Here is a 16983-nt window from a genome sequence, read left to right as displayed (position 1 = left end):
GAGCCGCCGCCGGCGACCCTGGCGCACGACCACGACCACGCGCAGACGGGACCGGCACGGTCGCGGTCAGTGCGGTCCTCAACAGCGTCGGCACAGCGGCCGCAGGAGGCAGGCGCAGCCGGCGCACCGGGGCCCGCGGGACACGGGAGCGGCCCGGACCGGGAGGCCCCGGTGAGTCCGCCGCCCCCCACGCCCGTCCTGGACGGAGCGCTGCGGACGCAGCCCTCGCCCGGACCGCTGCTGCCCCGGCCGTCGGCCGCCGCCGGCGGGCCGGCCCTCGTCCGCCAGCTCGCGCTGGCCCTGGCCTGCGCGGGATACGCCGTCGGTTCCGCGTTCGGCTGGGGCTCGGACTACGTCGCCAAGATCATGGGCGACTTCGGGCTGAGCGCCGCCGCGGCGGCCGCCGCGGTCTCCTGCTTCGTCTACGCCCGCGGGCGCCGGGTCCGCTTTCGACCGGCCTGGCTGCTGTTCGCCCTCTCCTCGGCCATGGCGGCCCTGGGCAATCTGGTCTGGGGGTGGTACGAGGTCGTCCTGCGCCAGCCCGTGCCCAGTCCCAGCTACGCGGACCTGTTCTTCCTGTGCTTCGCGCCGCCCGCCATCGTGGGGCTGCTGGTGCTGGCCAAGCGTCCGGTGACGAAGGCCGGCTGGATCTGCCTGGGCCTGGACGCCTGGTTGATCGGCGGTTCGCTGGTGACTCTGGCGTGGAGCCTGGCGCTCGCCCAGGCGGCCAAGGCCGAGGGCGGTTCCAGCGTGGCGCACTCCGCGCTCTCGGTGGCCTACCCGCTGCTCGACATCGCCCTCGTCAGCATGGTGCTGGCCCTGCACTTCCGGCGGTCGCCCGTCTGCAGGTCGGCGGTCAACACCGCCATCGGGGCACTCGCCCTGACGGTGGTCTGCGACGCCCTGTTCACCTCGCCGCTGCTGCACCACAGCTACCGCTCGGGCCAGTTGCTCGACGCGGGCTGGTTCGCCGGCTCGCTGCTGCTCGCCTACGCGCCCTGGGCGGCGTCCCGGCGGGGTCGGCCGTCGGACGAGGAAGGGACCGGTGGGCACACGCGCGTGGTGCGCGAGCACGTGCCCGGACAGCGCGGCACCGGTCACCAGCCCGCGCCCGCACCGGTGCCCGGCCCGGGGGGCGAGCGCGGCCGCTATCCGGCCTCCCGGCCCATCGCGGGGTCACTGGCCGCGCTCACGCCCTACCTCGCCGCCGCGGTCTGCACCCTGGGCATCCTCTACAACGTCCTCAACGGCCGAAGCGTCGACCGCGTGGTACTGCTGACCGGCGGCACCGTGGTGCTCGCGCTCGTCGTGCGGCAGGGCATCATGCTGCTCGACAACATCACCCTCACCCAGGAACTGGCCCAGAAGGAGAACCACTTCCGCTCCCTGGTGCAGGGTTCCAGCGACGTCATCATGATCGCCGCGCCCAACGGCATCCTCCGCTACGTCTCCCCGGCCGCCGCCGGCGTCTACGGCAGCCCCGCCGAGGAACTCGTCGGCAGCGAACTGGCCGGTCTGATCCACCCGGAGGACCTCGGCTGCGTGGTGCACGAGGTGCGCCGGTTCCTCGCCGCGAGCCCGGTCGAGGAACCCACCACGCGCATCGAGTGCCGCTTCCGCTCCGGGGACGGCGGCTGGCTCAACGTCGAGTCCACCGTCAACCGTCACCATGGCGGTCTGATCTTCAACAGCCGGGACGTGACGGAAAGAGTGCGCCTCCAGGCGCAGCTCCAGCACAACGCCGAACACGACCCGCTGACCGACCTGCCCAACCGCGCCCTGTTCACCCGGCGCGTCCAGCAGGCCCTGTCCGGGCGCCGTGCCTCCGACCGCGGCGCCGCCCTGCGCGGTACGGCCGTGCTCTTCATCGACCTCGACGGCTTCAAGGCCGTCAACGACACCATCGGGCACCAGGCCGGCGACGAGCTGCTCGTGCAGGCCGCCCGCAGACTCCACGAGGCCGTCCGCAAGGGGGACACCGCCTCCCGGCTGGGCGGCGACGAGTTCGCGGCCCTGATCGTCGGGGACGGCGCCCGGGACCGGGCGGCCCGCGAGGGGCACATCCTGGAACTCGCCGACCGTCTCAGGCTGACGCTCTCGCAGCCCTACCTCATCGACGGCAACGATGTCCGGGTCAACGCCTCCATCGGGGTCGCCTTCGCCGAGCCCGGCCTCGGCGCGGGCGAGCTGCTGCGCAACGCCGACCTCGCGATGTACCGGGCCAAGGCGGGTGGCAAGGGACGCGTCGAGCTGTACCGGCCACAGATGCAGCAGGACGTCGTACGCAAGGCCGAGCTGGCCACGCGCCTGCGGGCCGCTCTGCACGACGGCGAGTTCGCGCTGCTGCACCAGCCGGTGGTCTCCCTGGCGGACGGCCGGATCGCGTCCGTCTGTGCCCAGCCGCGCTGGCGCTCCTCTCAGGGGGTGCTGTTCACCCCCGCCGAGTTCCTGCGCGTGACCGAGGACGGCGACAAGACCGCCGAACTGGACCGCTGGGTGCTCCAGGAGGCCGTCGAGCAGGCCGCCGAACGCACGGCGGCCGGGCTGCCGGTGGCCGTGGCCATACGCATCGGCGCCCGTCGGCTGCTGGACCGCTCCATGCCGCTCGGGTCGGTGGAGGCGCTGCTGACCCGGCACGGCCTGCCACCCGGCTCACTCGTGATCGAACTGTCGGACATCGATCCACGGGTCGGCCTGGACGAGCTGGACCGCCGGCTGAACGCCCTGCGACGGGTGGGCGTCCGCATCGCCCTCGACGGCTTCGGCAGCGGCTACGCGGCGATCACCGCGCTGCGGCGCCTCCCCGTGGACGTCCTCAAGCTCGACCGCGGCCTGATCGAGGGCGTCGTCGAGTCGGCGCGGCTGCACAAGATCACCAGCGGTCTGCTGCGCATCGCCACCGACCTCGGGCTGAAGTCCGTGGCCGACGGGGTGGACCTGCCCGAGCAGATCGTCGCCCTGCGCGCGATGGGCTGTACACACGGGCAGGGCATGGCCTTCTCCGGGCCGCTGGACGAGTACCGGCTGCGCCGGGCGCTCAAAACCGGCCACTACCCGGTGCCGCACGGACCGGCCGAACCGGCCTTCGCAGGCGGTGGCGCGGGGGTGTACGCCAAGGGCGTCGGCACGGGAGGCGGACCGGGGGTCGGTACCGGGGTCGGCAAGGGAGGCGGACCGGGGGTCGGCACGGGGGTCGGTGGCGGCGGCGCCGGTCAGGTCGCCGGTGGTGTCGGCTCCGCGCTGCCGGCCGTCATGGGTGGTGGCACGGCCCTCCGCTCACATGATGAGACTCCCGTCCCACCCACTTGACAGTGGGTGCGCGTCGGGGGGAGGGTCAGTGCCATGCGCACCCGAATTCTCGTACTTGGAAAGCGCGTCGGCTGAGCTGGTGATGTCCGGACCGACCCGGACTCCCGGCGACCCACACCCGACGCGCTCCCCTCGCTTGCCTTATGGCACGAGGGGTTTTTTGTTGCACCAGCGTCGCCGAGCAACAGTCACGCACCGCCCGAAACCTCGCAAAAACCCCAGCATCAAAACCCTCAGCATCGAGAAGAGAATGCCGATGACCGAGCAGGCCACCGGGGCCCATCACCCGCAGCCGCGGCCCCGATCCGGAGGACAGTCCGCCCCCGAGCACGTCACGGGTGCGCAGTCCCTCATCCGCTCTCTCGAGGAGGTCGGCGCCGACACGGTATTCGGCATTCCCGGCGGTGCGATCCTTCCGGCGTACGACCCGATGATGGACTCCACCAGGGTCCGCCACGTCCTGGTCCGCCACGAGCAGGGCGCCGGCCACGCGGCCACCGGCTACGCGCAGGCCACGGGCAAGGTGGGCGTGTGCATGGCGACCTCCGGCCCCGGCGCCACCAACCTGGTCACCCCGATCGCCGACGCGCACATGGACTCCGTGCCGCTGGTCGCGATCACCGGCCAGGTGGCGTCCTCCTCGATCGGCACGGACGCCTTCCAGGAGGCCGACATCGTCGGCATCAGCATGCCGATCACCAAGCACAACTTCCTCGTCACCAAGGCCGAGGACATCCCCCGGGTGATCGCGCAGGCGTTCCACATCGCCGCCACCGGCCGCCCGGGCCCGGTCCTGGTCGACATCGCGAAGGACGCCCTCCAGAAGAAGACCACCTTCTCCTGGCCGCCGGTCATGGACCTGCCCGGCTACCGCCCGGTCACCAAGCCGCACGCCAAGCAGATCCGCGAGGCCGCCAAGCTCATCACCACCGCCAAGCGCCCGGTGCTCTACGTCGGCGGCGGCGTGCTCAAGGCGCGGGCCACGGCCGAGCTGAAGGTCCTCGCCGAACTCACCGGAGCGCCCGTCACCACCACCCTGATGGCGCTCGGCGCGTTCCCCGACAGCCACCCGCTGCACGTGGGAATGCCGGGCATGCACGGTGCGGTCACCGCCGTCACCGCGCTGCAGAAGGCCGACCTGATCGTCGCCCTCGGAGCCCGCTTCGACGACCGAGTCACCGGCAAGCTGGACAGCTTCGCCCCGTACGCCAAGATCGTCCACGCCGACATCGACCCGGCCGAGATCGGCAAGAACCGCGCCGCCGACGTGCCGATCGTCGGCGACGCCCGGGAGGTCATCGCCGACCTCGTGCAGGCCGTCCAGAAGGAGCACAGCGAGGGCAACAGGGGTGACTACACCGCCTGGTGGAAGGACCTCAGCCGCTGGCGCGACACCTACCCCCTGGGCTACGACCAGCCCGAGGACGGATCGCTCTCCCCGCAGCAGGTCATCGAGCGCATCGGGCAGTTGGCGCCCGAGGGCACGATCTTCGCGGCCGGTGTCGGCCAGCACCAGATGTGGGCCGCGCACTTCGTCCAGTACGAGCGGCCCGCCACCTGGCTGAACTCCGGCGGCGCCGGAACCATGGGCTACGCCGTCCCGGCCGCCATGGGGGCCAAGGCCGGCGCGCCCGAACAGGCCGTCTGGGCGATCGACGGCGACGGCTGCTTCCAGATGACCAACCAGGAACTCACCACCTGCGCCCTGAACAACATCCCGATCAAGGTCGCCATCATCAACAACGGCGCCCTCGGGATGGTCCGCCAGTGGCAGACCCTGTTCTACAACCAGCGGTACTCCAACACCGTCCTGCACTCCGGTCCCGAGGACGTCAATCCGAACGCCCGCGGCACCCGCGTCCCCGACTTCGTGAAGCTGTCGGAGGCCATGGGCTGCTACGCCATCCGCTGCGAGGACCCCGCCGACCTCGACAAGGTCATCGAGGAGGCCAACTCCGTCAACGACCGTCCCGTCGTCGTCGACTTCATCGTCCACGAGGACGCGATGGTCTGGCCGATGGTCGCTGCCGGCACCTCCAACGACGAGATCATGGCCGCCCGGGACGTCCGCCCCGACTTCGGCGACAACGAAGACGACTGAGCGAGAGAGACCGAAGAGATCATGTCCAAGCACACGCTCTCCGTCCTGGTGGAGAACACCCCCGGCATCCTCGCCCGGATCGCCGCCCTGTTCTCCCGCCGCGGCTTCAACATCGACTCGCTCGCCGTCGGCGTCACCGAACACCCCGACATCTCCCGCATCACCATCGTGGTGAGCGTCGAGGAGTTCCCGCTCGAGCAGGTCACCAAGCAGCTCAACAAGCTGGTCAACGTGCTCAAGATCGTCGAGCTGGAGCCCACCCAGGCGGTCCAGCGCGAACTCGTCCTGGTGAAGGTGCGCGCCGACAACGAGACGCGCTCGCAGATCGTCGAGATCGTCCAGCTCTTCCGCGCCAAGACCGTCGACGTCTCCCCGGAGGCCGTCACCATCGAGGCCACCGGCAGCAGCGACAAGCTGTCCGCCATGCTCAAGATGCTGGAACCGTACGGCATCAAGGAACTCGTCCAGTCCGGCACGATCGCCATCGGCCGCGGCGCCCGTTCGATCACGGACCGCTCGCTGCGCGCACTCGACCGGTCCGCATAACGACGGAAACGGGCGGTCGGCGACAGTCCGGCCGCCCGCATTCCGAGACCCCGAGCCTTCCCTTCCCCTCACCGGCATACGGTGGGACGCAACACCTGCACACAAGGAGAGAACCCAGTGGCCGAGCTGTTCTACGACGCCGACGCCGACCTGTCCATCATCCAGGGCCGCAAGGTCGCGGTCATCGGTTACGGCAGCCAGGGCCACGCCCACGCCCTGTCGCTGCGCGACTCCGGCGTCGACGTGCGCGTCGGTCTGCACGAGGGCTCCAAGTCCAAGGCCAAGGCCGAGGAGCAGGGCCTGCGCGTGGTGAGCCCGTCCGAGGCCGCCGCCGAGGCCGACGTCATCATGATCCTCGTCCCGGACCCGATCCAGGCCCAGGTCTACGAGGAGCACATCAAGGACAACCTGAAGGACGGCGACGCGCTGTTCTTCGGCCACGGCCTGAACATCCGCTACGGCTTCATCAAGCCCCCGGCCGGCGTGGACGTCTGCATGGTCGCCCCCAAGGGCCCGGGCCACCTGGTGCGCCGTCAGTACGAGGAGGGCCGCGGCGTTCCCTGCATCGCGGCCGTCGAGCAGGACGCCACGGGCAACGGCTTCGCGCTGGCCCTGTCGTACGCGAAGGGCATCGGCGGCACCCGCGCCGGCGTCATCAAGACGACCTTCACCGAGGAGACCGAGACCGACCTGTTCGGCGAGCAGGCCGTCCTCTGCGGTGGCACGGCCGCGCTGGTCAAGGCGGGCTTCGAGACCCTGACCGAGGCCGGTTACCAGCCGGAGATCGCCTACTTCGAGTGCCTGCACGAGCTGAAGCTGATCGTGGACCTCATGTACGAGGGCGGCCTGGAGAAGATGCGCTGGTCGATCTCCGAGACCGCCGAGTGGGGCGACTACGTCACCGGTCCGCGGATCATCACCGACGCCACCAAGGCCGAGATGAAGAAGGTCCTCGCCGAGATCCAGGACGGCACGTTCGCCCAGCAGTGGATGGACGAGTACCACGGCGGTCTGAAGAAGTACAACGAGTACAAGCAGCAGGACTCCGAGCACCTGCTGGAGACCACCGGCAAGGAGCTGCGCAAGCTCATGAGCTGGGTCGACGAGGAGGCGTAAGCCTCACGCCCGAGGGGCCGGAGCGAAGCCGCTCCGGCCCCTTCGGCGAACCGCGGGTGACGTCGTACGCGCGGCGTTGTCCAACCCGTCCGGCCACGGACGGGTGATCCTTCCGCAGAGGCGCAGGACGCCCGCCGCCGCGCCACTAGACTGCTGCACAACATACGCGTCAGGCCCACAGCGTCGTGCGTCTTCCACGCGGCCACCAACCCTCCACCGCCTGCGGCCGTCGGGACGGCCGTCCGCATTGGACTTGTGAGGACTCACGTGAGCTCGAAACCCGTCGTACTCATCGCCGAAGAGCTGTCGCCCGCGACCGTGGACGCGCTCGGCCCCGACTTCGAGATCCGCCAGTGCAACGGCGCGGACCGGGCCGAACTGCTCCCCGCCATCGCCGAGGTGGACGCGATCCTGGTCCGCTCCGCGACCAAGGTCGACGCCGAGGCCATCGCCGCCGCGAAGAAGCTCAAGGTCGTCGCCCGCGCCGGAGTCGGCCTGGACAACGTGGACGTCTCCGCCGCCACCAAGGCCGGCGTCATGGTGGTCAACGCCCCGACCTCCAACATCGTGACCGCCGCCGAGCTGGCCTGCGGTCTGATCGTCGCCACCGCACGCAACATCCCGCAGGCCAACACCGCGCTCAAGAACGGCGAGTGGAAGCGCAGCAAGTACACCGGTGTCGAGCTCGCCGAGAAGACCCTCGGTGTCGTGGGCCTGGGCCGCATCGGCGCCCTCGTCGCGCAGCGCATGTCGGCCTTCGGCATGAAGGTCGTCGCCTACGACCCCTACGTGCAGCCCGCGCGGGCCGCGCAGATGGGCGTCAAGGTGCTGTCGCTGGACGAGCTGCTCGAGGTCTCCGACTTCATCACCGTCCACCTGCCGAAGACCCCCGAGACCCTCGGCCTGATCGGCGACGAGGCGCTGCGCAAGGTCAAGCCGAGCGTCCGCATCGTCAACGCCGCGCGCGGCGGCATCGTCGACGAGGAGGCGCTGTACTCGGCGCTCAAGGAGGGCCGCGTCGCCGGCGCCGGTCTCGACGTGTACGCCAAGGAGCCCTGCACCGACTCGCCGCTCTTCGAGTTCGACCAGGTGGTCGCCACCCCGCACCTCGGCGCCTCCACCGACGAGGCCCAGGAGAAGGCCGGCATCGCCGTCGCCAAGTCGGTCCGCCTCGCCCTCGCCGGCGAACTGGTCCCGGACGCGGTCAACGTCCAGGGCGGCGTCATCGCCGAGGACGTCAAGCCGGGCCTGCCGCTCGCCGAGCGCCTCGGCCGTATCTTCACCGCACTGGCCGGCGAGGTCGCCGTCCGCCTCGACGTCGAGGTCTACGGCGAGATCACCCAGCACGACGTGAAGGTGCTGGAGCTCTCCGCCCTCAAGGGCGTCTTCGAGGACGTCGTCGACGAGACCGTCTCCTACGTCAACGCCCCGCTGTTCGCCCAGGAGCGCGGCGTGGAGGTCCGGCTGACCACCAGCTCGGAGTCCCCGGAGCACCGCAACGTCGTCACCGTGCGCGGCACCCTCTCGGACGGCGAGGAGGTGTCGGTCTCCGGCACGCTGGCCGGCCCCAAGCACCTCCAGAAGATCGTCGCCGTCGGTGAGTACGACGTGGACCTCGCCCTCGCCGACCACATGGTCGTCCTGCGCTACGAGGACCGTCCCGGCGTCGTCGGCACCGTCGGCCGCGTCATCGGCGAGGCCGGCATCAACATCGCGGGCATGCAGGTGGCCCGCGCGACGGTCGGCGGCGAGGCGCTGGCCGTGCTGACGGTCGACGACACGGTGCCCTCCGGGGTGCTGGCGGAGGTCGCGGCGGAGATCGGCGCGACGTCGGCCCGGTCGGTGAACCTGGTCTGAGCGACCGGCTCCGGGGGCGCTGCCCCCGGGCCCCCGCCACGGCCCCGAACGGGCCTCGTCCTCAAACGCCGGACGGGCTGACCGAGTCAGCCCGTCCGGCGTTCTCCGTGCACGCCTCCTCCCGCACCCGAACCCTGCGCAGCGTCACCGACGCCAGGACCGCCGCACCGGCGAGCACCACCGCGCCCGCGAGCGCCGCCGCGTGCATCCCGCTGGTGAACGCCTCCCGCGCCGCCGTCGCCAGGGCGTCTCCCGTGCGTCCGGGCAACTGCCGGGCCACGGCCAGCGCGCCGCCCAGCGTCTCGTGCGCCGCCGGCGGCGCGGAGTCCGGCATCTGCTGCCGGTAGACGGCCGTACCGATGGAACCGAGCACCGCCATGCCCAGTGCCCCGCCGAACTCCGCGCCGGTCTCCATCAGCGAAGACGCGGAGCCCGCCCGCTCCACCGGCGCGGCGCTCAGCGCGAGGTCCATGATCTGGGACATCACCATGGTGACGCCCGAGGCGAGGACTCCGCAGGCCACCAGCACCAGGGCCAGTGCGTCCGTGTCCACGAACGTCAGCAGTACGTAGCCGCACGCGGCGAGGACGAAGCCCGCCGACACCACGTGGGCACGGTTGACGCCCTTGAGCACCAGGCGGGTGGCGAGCGGGGCCGCGAAGCCGATCGGCACGGAGGGCAGCAGCGCCCACAGGGCCGCCTCCAGCGCGCTCTTGCCCGCGACCGACTGGATGTACTGCGTGGTGAAGAAGGCCGAACCCATCATCGCGAACATCGTGACGAGGTTGAGGACGGCGGCCGGGGCGAAACCGCGCCCGCGGAAGAGGGCCGGGGAGACCATCGGTGAGGCGGCGGTCCGCTGCCGGTGCACGAACAGCGCCGCGAACAGCAGACCCACGGTGACCGCCATGACGTACCGGACGTTCCAGCCCTCGGACGGGATCTCCTTCAGGCCGTAGACCACCGGGAGCACCGCGGCCGTCGACAGCGGGACGCTCACCCAGTCGAAGCGCCCCGGGTCGGGGTCCTTCGACTCGGGCAGCAGGAGCGGGCCCAGGACCAGGAGCAGGGCCATCGCCGGCAGGTTCACCAGGAAGACCGAGCCCCACCAGAAGAACTCCACCAGCAGCCCGCTCAGCACCGAGCCGAGCGCCACGCCGGCCGTCATCACGCCGGACCAGACCGCGATGGCCTGCGCCCGCTGGGCCGGGTCGGTGAAGAGCGAACGAACCATGGCCAGCGTCGAGGGCATCAGCGTCGCACCGCCGATGCCGAGCAGCGCGCGGGCGGCGATGAGCATCTCGGCGCTGTGCGCGTACGCCGCGGCCAGTGAGGCGGCACCGAAGGCCGCCGCGCCGATCAGCAGCAGTTTGCGGCGGCCGATGCGGTCGCCCACCGACCCCATGGTGATCAGCAGGCCGGCCACGGCGAAGGCGTAGGCGTCGAAGATCCACAGCTGCTGGGTGCCGCTCGGTCCGAGGTCGGCGTTGATCGCCGGGACGGCGAAGTACAGCACCGACACGTCCATGGAGACCAGCAGCAGCGGAAGCATCAGCACGGCGAGCGCGGCCCATTCGCGGCGGCCGGCGCGGGGCGGTGTGGTTGTCATGCGGCGACTGTACGGACGAAATATACAACTGTCTATGACGCTCGTATGGGACGTGTGTATGGATCGAGGGGTAGGGTGGCGGCATGGGACACCGTGAGGATCTGCTCGAAGGCGCCCAGCGCTGCCTTCTCGCCAAGGGGTTCATGCGCACGACGGCCCGCGACATCGTCAAGGAGTCGGGGACGAACCTGGCGTCGATCGGCTATCACTACGGCTCCAAGGACGCCCTGCTCGCCCAGGCGTACGTGGCCCTCGTCGAGGGCGTGTCCGAGGTCTTCGACGGTGACGTGCGGGGAGAGCCCGGCTCGCTGGAGCGGTTCGAGTCGGTGTGGTCGAACATCATCGGGACCATGCGGGCCCCGGGCTCGTTGTGGCACCTCAGCCTGGAGATCGTGGTCCTGGGTGATCAGCTGCCCGAGGTGCGCGACCACCTGGCACGCGCCCAGCGGGAGGGCTCCCGCGGCTTCGTCGCGCTGTTCGCCGGCGGTCGCGAGGAGGACGTGCCGGAGGAGGTCGTGGACACGCTCGGCAGCCTCTACACGACGCTGATGATGGGGCTCATGGCTCAGTGGGCCTTCGATCCGAAGTCGGCGCCCGAGGCGGAGCGGCTGACGGAGGGTTTGCGCCGGCTCATCGCGGGGGCCGCTCCAGGCTCCACGCCTTGAGTGCCATGTGCAGCAGCAGCCGGTCCTCCCCGTCGTCCAGATCCAGTCCCGTGAGCTGTTCGACCCGGGACAGGCGGTAGTACAGGGTCTGCCGGTGAATCCCCAGCTCGGCGGCAGTGCGGCCGGCCTGGCCCGCGCAGTCCAGGTAGACCTCGGCGGTGCGGGCCAGCTCGCGGTGGGCGGGGGAGAGGAGGACCCGTACCGCGGGATCGTGGGCGGACCGCGCCGGCAGCGCGGTCAGCAGGCGGAACGCGCCGATCGACGTCCACTCGGCAACCGGCCCGAACCGGCTCTCGGCGCGCGCCGCCCGGGCCGCCGCCGACGCCTCCCGCCAGGCGGCCTCCAGCTCCGCCAGCCCGGTGCGCGGGGCGGAGACTCCTGCCGCCGCGCCCGCCGCGCCCGCCGCGCCCGCCGCGCCCGCCGCGCCCGCCGGACCGGTGACCCCGGCCGCGCCCCGCGCCCGCTCCAGCATCCGCCCCGCCGCCGACGTCGCCGGGGTCAGCACGTCCGCCGAGCGCAACCGGACCAGCAGCGCCAGCGACTGGGCCGAGGCTCCCCACGGCACCGTGCACAGCGCCGTCGCCCCCGGCACCGTGCGCACCGAGGGGGCGTCGTCGGGATCGGCCGACGGCCAGGGGGCCACGCACACCACCGCGTGCGGGGTGTCCGCGCGGGCGCCGAGCGCGGTGCGCAGTTCGGCCACCGCCATGTCCCGCTGCCAGTCGCGCTCGGCGGTCAGTACCGCCCGCAGCTCCCGGCTCAGGTCGGCGCCGTGCTGCGCCTCGTCCGCGAGCAGCGCGCCGATCCGGCCGGTGACCCGCATGGCGGCCGCGAGCTGCCGCTCGGACGGGCCAGGGTCGGTGTCCAGGAGCCACACGTAGCCGAGGACGACGCCCCGATGGCGTACCGGAAGGCAGGTGCGTCCGCGGTAGACGCCCGCCTCCGGGGTCGGCGGAATGCGGACCGGGCCCTTCGCGCGGGTGATGCCGAAGCTCTCGAACCAGGCCCGGACGGCCGCGGTGGAGCGCCGGGTCAGGATCGAGCGGGTGCGCACCGGGTCCAGGGCGGACGGGTCGAGGTCGCCCTCGCTGTCGTAGGCGCCGAAGGCGATCAGCTCGAAGTCCCGGTTCTCCAGGGTCGCGGGCGCCCCCAGCAGCTCGGAGATCTCGTCGACCAGCTCCTGGTAGTCACCACTGGTGCTCCCGGAGCCCGCGGCACCTCTGGAATCCGACGTCATCCGGGCATTCTGCCGCATTTGCGCGCGGCCTTCATACATCTGTCTGAGATCCGCGGCACGGATGCGTGACAGCTGTCGATGGCCGACGATCGGGGTCATCCTTAGATTTCACGGTGGTTCTCCGTGCCGTTCCCGAAACGTCGGGTCGACGGCCTGTGTTGGTTGGTAAGTGGAGGTGCCCCGTGCTGGGTCCCGTGATTCTCGCCGCGTCCCGCAGCGACCGGATGCGTCGGCTGGTTTCCGCCGCGCCCGTGACCAAGCCGGTCGTCGACCGGTTCATCCCCGGCGAGACGGTCGACCGGATCGTCCCGATCATCCGGGACCTGACCGACCAGGGACTGGAGCTGACGATGGACGTCGTCGGCGAGGACATCACCACCCCGGAGCAGGCCGAGGACGCCCGCGACGCCTACCTGGAGCTGGTCGACCGGCTGGGGCCGCTCGGCCTCGGCGCCCGGGCCGAGATGTCGGTGAAGCTGTCCATGTTCGGCCAGGCCCTGGACGGCGGCCACGAGCTGGCCCTGAAGAACGTCCGCCCGGTCGTCGAGGCCGCCGCCGAGATCGGCACCACGGTCACCCTCGACGCCGAGGACCACACCACCCTCGACTCGATGTTCGCCATCCACGAGGAGCTGCGGAAGGACTTCCCGCAGACCGGCTGCGTCATCCAGGCCTACCTCTTCCGCACCGAGGCCGACGCGCGCCGGCTCGCCGACAGCGGCTCTCGCGTACGGTTGGTGAAGGGCGCCTACAAGGAGCCCGCCGAGGTCGCGTACCAGCAGCGCCACGAGATCGACAAGGCGTACGTGCGCATCCTGCGGACGCTGATGGAGGGCGAGGGTTACCCGATGATCGGGTCCCACGACCCGCGCCTGATCTCCATCGCGCAGGAGCTGGCCCGCACCGCCGGGCGCAAGCTCGACGAGTACGAGTTCCAGATGCTGTACGGCATCCGCGGCGACGAGCACCTGCGACTGGCCGCCGAGGGGCACCGCATGCGCGTCTACACCGCCTACGGCACCGACTGGTACGGCTACTTCATGCGCCGTCTGGCGGAGAAGCCGGCCAACCTCCGGTTCTTCGCCCGTTCGATGATCAGCAAGGGCTGAGCCCGCACCCGCTCGCACAACCCGCTCAGTAAGGAGTTACGGAACCCATGGACGCTGTGACCCAGGTCCCCACCCCCGTCAACGAGCCGGTGCACGGCTACGCCCCCGGCTCGCCCGAGCGTGCCCGTCTGGAGGCCAGGCTCAAGGAGCTGGCAGACAACCCGGTCGACCTTCCCTGCACCATCGGCGGTGTCAAGCGGATGGGCGGCGGCGAGCGTTTCGACGTCGTGCAGCCGCACAACCACAAGTCCCGCCTGGGCACGTACGCGAACGCCACCCAGCAGGACGCCCAGGACGCGATCGACGCCGCTCTGGCCGCCGCCCCCGCGTGGCGCGCGATGTCCTTCGACGACCGCGCGGCGATCATCCTGCGCGCCGCCGAGCTGCTGTCCGGCCCGTGGCGCGAGACCATCGCGGCCTCCACCATGCTCGGCCAGTCCAAGACGGCCCAGCAGGCCGAGATCGACAGCCCCTGCGAGCTGATCGACTTCTGGCGCTTCAACGTCCACTACGCCCGCAACATCCTGGCCGAACAGCCCCCGGCCAACTCCCAGGGCGTGTGGAACCGCATGGACCACCGCCCGCTGGAGGGCTTCGTCTACGCGATCACGCCGTTCAACTTCAGCGCGATCGCGGCCAACCTGCCCACCGCCCCGGCCCTGATGGGCAACGTGGTGGTCTGGAAGCCGTCCCCGACCCAGACCCACGCCGCCGTGCTGCTGATGCGGCTGCTGGAGGAGGCCGGGCTGCCCAAGGGCGTCATCAACCTCGTCACCGGTGACGGCATCGCGGTCTCCGAGGTCGCGCTCGAGCACCGCGACCTCGCGGGCATCCACTTCACCGGCTCGACCAAGACCTTCCAGCACCTGTGGAAGACGGTCGGCAACAACATCGAGAAGTACCGCACCTACCCGCGCCTGGTCGGCGAGACCGGCGGCAAGGACTTCCTGGTCGCCCACCCGAGTGCCGACCGCGCCGTGCTGAAGACCGCCCTGACCCGCGGTGCCTTCGAGTACCAGGGCCAGAAGTGCAGCGCCACCTCCCGCGCGTACATCCCGGCGTCCATCTGGAACGACGGTTTCAAGGAGGAGTTCGCGGCCGAGGTCGACTACCTCACCATGGGTGACGTCACCGACCTGTCGAACTTCATGGGCGCCGTCATCGACGAGCGGTCCTTCGCCAAGAACAAGGCCGCCATCGACCGCGCCAGGACGGACGAGACCTGCACGATCGTCGCGGGCGGCTCCTACGACGACTCGGTCGGCTACTTCGTCCGCCCGACCGTCGTCGAGTGCTCCGACCCGGAGAACGAGGTCTTCCGCACCGAGTACTTCGGCCCGTTCCTCGCCGTGCACGTGTACGACGACAGCAAGGCCGACGCGTACGACGAGATGCTGACCCAGATGGAGTCCGTCTCCGACTACGCCCTCACCGGCTCGGTCATCTCGGGCGACCGTGCCGCGGCGGCGTACACGATGGAGAAGCTGCGCTACGCGGCCGGCAACTTCTACATCAACGACAAGTCGACCGGCGCCGTGGTCGGCCAGCAGCCCTTCGGCGGCGGCCGTGCCTCCGGCACCAACGACAAGGCCGGCGCCCCGCAGAACCTGATGCGCTGGACCCTGACCCGCGCCATCAAGGAGACGCTGGTCGCGCCGACCGACTACGCGTACCCGCACATGGGCTGACGCCCACCGCGCCCCCGGACGGGCCAGGTCTCCCCCCGACCTGGCCCGTCCGGCGTTTTCGCAGGTCGGGGCGGAGTGACCGACGGCACCGTCTCAGATAGTAGGAAGTCCGAGTAATTGTGGAGACAGGCGCTCCGCGCTCCCTTAGCTTTGTAGGAGCCGAACGTCCCGCTCGATCGAGCGATGGGCGGTCGTGAGCCGGGCCCCGTGCAGGCAACCCCTGCGGCATCGTGCTCCCCGCCCCTTCCGGCGTCTCCCCGTACCACTCGCTTTCCGCGCTCTTCGTGTGCCGAAGGAGTCGATTCCCATGGCCGAGACGACCGTCCGCCGCCGAGTCCGCCACCTCTCCCGTACCGGCGACTCCGACCGCAAGAACGCCGCGGCCGCCCTCCAGCGCGCCCTCGACCGCCGCGACAACGGCGGCGCCACCGGTCACTGAGCCGGAGACGACGGGCCGGCGTCCGCATGCCGGACGCCGCATGTCATCCCGTGGGACGAGGGGTAGGGTGCCGGCATGTCTCGCAGCCTCAATCTCGCAGTGATTCCCGGTGACGGCATCGGCCAGGAGGTCGTGGCCGAAGGTCTCAAGGTCCTCTCCGCCGTCCTTCCGCAGGATGTGAAGCTGGAGACCAAGGAGTTCGACTTCGGCGCCCGGCGCTACCACGCCACCGGTGAGACCCTCACCGACGCCGACCTCGACGCCCTCAAGACGCACGACGCCATTCTGCTCGGCGCGATCGGTGACCCCTCGGTGCCGTCCGGCGTCCTGGAGCGCGGCTTCCTGCTGAAGCTCCGCTTCGCCTTCGACCACCACGTCAACCTGCGGCCGTCCAAGCTGCTGCCGGGTGTCGCCACCCCGCTCGCCGGGCAGCCGGAGATCGACTTCGTCGTCGTCCGCGAGGGCACCGAGGGCCCGTACACCGGAAACGGCGGCACCATCCGCAAGGGCACCGAGCACGAGGTCGCCACCGAGGTCTCCGTCAACACGGCCTTCGGGGTCGAGCGCGTCGTCCGCGACGCCTTCGCCCGCGCGCAGGCCCGCCCGCGCAAGCAGCTGGCGCTGATCCACAAGAACAACGTGCTGACCTTCGCGGGGCACCTGTGGACCAACGTCTTCGACAAGGTGGCCGCCGAGTACCCCGAGGTCACCACCGAGTACATGCACGTCGACGCGGCCACGATCTACCTCGTCACCCAGCCCGAGCGCTTCGACGTGATCGTCACCGACAACCTCTTCGGCGACATCATCACCGACCTCGCCGCGGCCGTCTCCGGCGGCATCGGCGTCGCCGCGAGCGGGAACATCAACCCCTCCGGCGACTTCCCCTCGATGTTCGAGCCGGTCCACGGCTCCGCGCCCGACATCGCCGGCCAGGGCAAGGCCGACCCCACCGCCACGGTGCTGTCCGTCGCCCTGCTGCTGCGCCACCTCGGCTACGAGACGGAGGCGGCCCGGATCGAGGACGCCGTCTCCGCCGACCTCGGCGAGCGCGGTGACCTGCCCGCCCGGAGCACCTCCGAGATCGGCGACGCACTCGCCGTACGAGTAGCCGGCTGACACCCGCCGCGCCACTCGATCGAATCCCTTTCGAAGCCGCCGGGTCCAAAAACAAGGCACCCGGCGGCTTTCTCCTGCGTCCGCCAGGTGCGACCATCGAACCCTGGGCCGCGGTCACCCCCGTTTCGACCGTCGCCGCCCACGTGTCCGTCCGCGCCTCGGTCCGTGCGTGATAATCGAACGCGAAG

General features: G+C 70.9%; 12 protein-coding genes. 10 read left to right on the top strand and 2 right to left on the bottom strand.

Annotated elements, in window-relative coordinates:
* The first annotated feature begins 171 nt into the window (after positions 1 to 171).
* The 5 genes from ACZ4V1_RS28475 to serA all read left to right on the top strand — a co-directional run bounded on the left by ACZ4V1_RS28475 (position 172) and on the right by serA (position 8929).
* On the top strand, positions 172 to 3309 hold the full coding sequence (locus tag ACZ4V1_RS28475; RefSeq protein ID WP_468341434.1) for a putative bifunctional diguanylate cyclase/phosphodiesterase: 3138 nt from the start codon (positions 172 to 174) through the stop codon (positions 3307 to 3309).
* A gap of 256 nt (positions 3310 to 3565) precedes the next feature.
* On the top strand, positions 3566 to 5410 hold the full coding sequence (locus ACZ4V1_RS28470; RefSeq protein WP_468341431.1) for an acetolactate synthase large subunit: 1845 nt from the start codon (positions 3566 to 3568) through the stop codon (positions 5408 to 5410).
* Between the two features lie 21 nt (positions 5411 to 5431).
* Complete coding sequence (gene ilvN, locus ACZ4V1_RS28465) at positions 5432 to 5956, top strand: acetolactate synthase small subunit (RefSeq protein ID WP_121749334.1); 525 nt, start codon at positions 5432 to 5434, stop codon at positions 5954 to 5956.
* A 117-nt stretch (positions 5957 to 6073) separates the two neighbouring features.
* Positions 6074 to 7072 carry a ketol-acid reductoisomerase gene (ilvC, locus tag ACZ4V1_RS28460; protein ID WP_386317775.1) on the top strand — a complete coding sequence of 333 codons (999 nt, stop codon included), beginning with the start codon at positions 6074 to 6076 and terminating at the stop codon, positions 7070 to 7072.
* A gap of 267 nt (positions 7073 to 7339) precedes the next feature.
* A complete protein-coding gene (gene serA / locus ACZ4V1_RS28455) occupies positions 7340 to 8929 on the top strand; it encodes a phosphoglycerate dehydrogenase (RefSeq protein WP_468341426.1) in 1590 nt (529 codons plus the stop codon).
* Positions 8930 to 8990: 61 nt separating this feature from the next.
* Here serA and ACZ4V1_RS28450 read toward each other — a convergent pair whose 3' ends face one another.
* A complete protein-coding gene (locus tag ACZ4V1_RS28450; protein ID WP_468341423.1) occupies positions 8991 to 10538 on the bottom strand; it encodes an MFS transporter in 1548 nt (515 codons plus the stop codon).
* A gap of 83 nt (positions 10539 to 10621) precedes the next feature.
* Here ACZ4V1_RS28450 and ACZ4V1_RS28445 point away from each other — a divergent pair, with 83 nt between their 5' ends.
* Positions 10622 to 11203, top strand: a complete 582-nt coding sequence (locus ACZ4V1_RS28445) for a TetR/AcrR family transcriptional regulator (RefSeq protein ID WP_468341421.1) — start codon at positions 10622 to 10624, stop codon at positions 11201 to 11203.
* Here ACZ4V1_RS28445 and ACZ4V1_RS28440 read toward each other — a convergent pair.
* A complete protein-coding gene (locus ACZ4V1_RS28440) occupies positions 11169 to 12458 on the bottom strand; it encodes a PucR family transcriptional regulator (RefSeq protein ID WP_468341418.1) in 1290 nt (429 codons plus the stop codon). The genes ACZ4V1_RS28445 and ACZ4V1_RS28440 overlap by 35 nt on opposite strands.
* A 164-nt stretch (positions 12459 to 12622) precedes the next feature.
* On the opposite strand from ACZ4V1_RS28440, the gene ACZ4V1_RS28435 reads away from it, so the two are divergent.
* The 4 genes from ACZ4V1_RS28435 to ACZ4V1_RS28420 all read left to right on the top strand — a co-directional run bounded on the left by ACZ4V1_RS28435 (position 12623) and on the right by ACZ4V1_RS28420 (position 16795).
* Positions 12623 to 13549 carry a proline dehydrogenase family protein gene (locus ACZ4V1_RS28435; protein ID WP_468341415.1) on the top strand — a complete coding sequence of 309 codons (927 nt, stop codon included), beginning with the start codon at positions 12623 to 12625 and terminating at the stop codon, positions 13547 to 13549.
* A 47-nt stretch (positions 13550 to 13596) separates the two neighbouring features.
* The gene (gene pruA, locus ACZ4V1_RS28430; RefSeq protein ID WP_468341412.1) at positions 13597 to 15237 is read left to right on the top strand and encodes an L-glutamate gamma-semialdehyde dehydrogenase; all 1641 of its coding nucleotides are present in this window, start codon (positions 13597 to 13599) and stop codon (positions 15235 to 15237) included.
* A gap of 307 nt (positions 15238 to 15544) precedes the next feature.
* Positions 15545 to 15676, top strand: a complete 132-nt coding sequence (locus ACZ4V1_RS28425; RefSeq protein ID WP_302185135.1) for a hypothetical protein — start codon at positions 15545 to 15547, stop codon at positions 15674 to 15676.
* Between the two features lie 75 nt (positions 15677 to 15751).
* A complete protein-coding gene (locus ACZ4V1_RS28420; RefSeq protein WP_468341408.1) occupies positions 15752 to 16795 on the top strand; it encodes a 3-isopropylmalate dehydrogenase in 1044 nt (347 codons plus the stop codon).
* Positions 16796 to 16983 lie beyond the last annotated feature (188 nt).

The sequence above is a fragment of the Streptomyces sp. NPDC028991 genome (assembly GCF_055564775.1).
This window is presented reverse-complemented; position numbering and strand designations above follow the sequence as displayed.